Genomic DNA, 2,626 nt, shown 5'->3' with positions numbered 1-2,626 from the left:
GCCGAGCTAAAGCGCCGGAAGCTCTACCTGAAAGATGAGATGGAACGCCTTAAACACGTCGAATCGCATTAGGTCCCAGGACCCTCGGTCTCCATCCCAGAGACCTTGTTGAAGCAGCGTTCGCGCCAGGCCAGGCTGCAAAAGAGTACAGCTCGCTTCTGGCGGACATGGTTTTATCATTGCGCCAAGCCCTTGGCGGCCGGGCAGGGGGTGTCTTTTATCCCCAATTTTCATAATTTCGTACCGGCCGACGCGGATCCTATCTTGACGTATGTCAGTGCCAATGGATCGAACGGGCCTACGCCTTATAGGCGTTGCGCACAAATGTGAGGCGGAAGGGATGCGGTCTCAACTGACCTGTTTTGTCGAGAGGGTCGCGTTGCGCGCGGGGGCCTTCATGCGGTTCGCTGGGGCTGGACCCTTAGCACTACTGGTTTTCGCCGCAGCTCCCGCCGCCGCGAGCGACGACGAGCGTCTAGAGCGGGGCGAAGCAATACTGAGCGAGGCTTGCGCCAGTTGTCACGCGATCGGAAAGACGGGCGAAAGTCCAAACCCGGTGGCGCCGCCCTTGCGCGAGCTGTCCGAGGACTATCCTGTGGAAAACCTGGCTGAGTCGCTGGCCGAAGGCATCATGTCCGGACATCCGGAGATGCCTGTCTTCGCATTCGAGCCTCATGATGTCGATGCGATCATTGCCTATCTGCAATCGATCCAGGTATCTCCCGACATGTCGCCAGCCACGCCCCAGACGCCTCCGCCGATGGACGCCGACGGCTAGTCTGAACGCGATGTACCTCAAATGTCAGCGGCGCCTTCTGGCCACATAAGCCAGTCGCGGGCTTCCGCAATCTGGTCCGGCTCGAAATGCTCAACCTCGCAGCTGATGAATGGCGCTACCAAGCTGGACCAAAGATTTCGGACATGCGGATCGCACACGATCGCGATGCGGCTGAAATCGTTGATGTGACGTAGGCTGAATTTGATGTCATGCCAAAGCGCTGCGGCGTCCATGCCCTCGAAGTCTGAGATGTGTTCCAAAACACGGATCTGGCCGTGGCGAGCAATGAATGCCTGCATTTTTTCCGCGACGCGATCGAATTCCTCCGTCGACACCCTCCCGGCCAAATGGATTTCGACGGCTTGAGCGTTGTCATGTTCGACATAGGATAACATCGGCGGAGATTAGCTTTCTTGACGTGGTCGGCGCCGAGATGGAACCCGCATCTGCTGTGGGCGTTACGACGGTGACGCGGCGATCCTAAGGACATCGGTCTCAGCAGACACATATGGATGCCGCAACTGGCCGCCGCAGGCTACAATAAATGGCTGAGGCCCATTGCCGCTTCATAGAATTTTAGGGTTAACGACGGCAGAATACTGTTCTAAGACACGCTATTGCCGCCTTTTCTCAGCCTAATGCGGCTGAAGAGGGGAGTTACGACCATCAAAAAGCTACTGTTCTACTCCGCGAGCTTGAGCATCATCGCAATGGGTGCGGTTTGGATGTTGCTCTTCCAGGAGCCGATGGCCGATACGATGACGAAGGCGCCGCCCCCGAAAAAACGGGCGCTCGCCTACGAACAGGCACTCGCCACACAATCTCAAAACGAAGCCGATGCTCCCAAGGCTGCAACCAAGCCGAAGAACGATGGCGCGGCCAAGGCCGACGCGGCCGCGAAGAAGACTGTCGCGGCTACGCCGAAGAACACGGGAAATGATCCCGCGGCACAGCCCGCGCCCAATCCACAAGTCGCCGCTCTGCCGCAAGGGCAGACGCAGCCTACCCCGGGCGCGCCGGCGCCCAACGCGTTGCCTTGGCTGAACGAGCAAGGCGACAGCGTGGTTGTGCCGCAGGGGCAACCGGGGTCACCAAACGCGCAAGCAGGAGACTTCTTCGACGCGCCGCAGCAAAATGCTGCGGCCGCGGGTCAGCCCTATGGCCAGAACCAGCAATACGGTCAGCGGCAGCAGCCCTATGGCGCGCCGCCACCCCAATACGGACAACGGCCGCCGCCCTATGGCGGAGGGCAACCCTATGATCGCACCGCGGCCGCCAATCCCGATCCAAATTTTGGTCAGAGACCCTACCCGGGCGCCGGTGGATATCCGGGCTCCCCACCGCCCCAGCCTAGTGCACAAGAACAGTTTCCCCCCGGCGGGCTGTATCCCCCGGGCGGGCGGTATCCCCAGGGACAGTATCCGCCTGGGCAGGTCGTCCAACAGGGCCAATATCCTCCTCCTGGGCAGTATGCGACAGGAGAGGGCCAGCAGCCGGGCTACGGGGCGGCCCCTTACGGTCAGCCGCAACAGGAATGGGCGAAAGTCATCGTGTCGGGTTCAGGCATGCGCCTCAATGCCTCCGAGGACTCTCCGGTGCTGTTTGCGTTCCCGTATGGACGCGACCTCAAAGTCGTATCCCGCAACGGCGAATGGGTCGAAGTGGCTGATCCCAATAGCAACGCCAAAGGCTGGATCCAGGCCTTTGCGCTCGGGCCATCGGCCGGACCGCCGCAATACGATCAGGCAGGTGGGTATTACGGCGAGCAGCAGTACGAACAGCCGCGCCGTCGGCGTGGCGGCTTCGTGGACATGATCAACCGCGCCTTCGGCGGCCGTCAGTAGGCGG

3 protein-coding genes are annotated in these 2,626 nt (G+C 60.8%); 2 read left to right on the top strand and 1 reads right to left on the bottom strand.

Annotated elements, in window-relative coordinates:
• Window positions 1-340 precede the first annotated feature (340 nt).
• Window positions 341-778, top strand: a complete 438-nt coding sequence (locus tag AC33YF_RS13635; RefSeq protein WP_491777758.1) for a c-type cytochrome — start codon at window positions 341-343, stop codon at window positions 776-778.
• Window positions 779-795: 17 nt separating this feature from the next.
• On the opposite strand, the gene AC33YF_RS13630 is transcribed toward AC33YF_RS13635, so the two are convergent.
• Entirely contained in the window at window positions 796-1,173 is a 378-nt protein-coding gene (locus tag AC33YF_RS13630) for a SpoIIAA family protein (protein WP_491777757.1), read from the bottom strand.
• 243 nt (window positions 1,174-1,416) lie between these two features.
• Between AC33YF_RS13630 and AC33YF_RS13625 the strand changes: the two genes are divergently transcribed.
• On the top strand, window positions 1,417-2,622 hold the full coding sequence (locus AC33YF_RS13625) for an SH3 domain-containing protein (protein WP_491777756.1): 1,206 nt from the start codon (window positions 1,417-1,419) through the stop codon (window positions 2,620-2,622).
• Window positions 2,623-2,626 lie beyond the last annotated feature (4 nt).

It is taken from the genome of Methyloceanibacter sp., from assembly GCF_058506495.1.
This window is presented reverse-complemented; position numbering and strand designations above follow the sequence as displayed.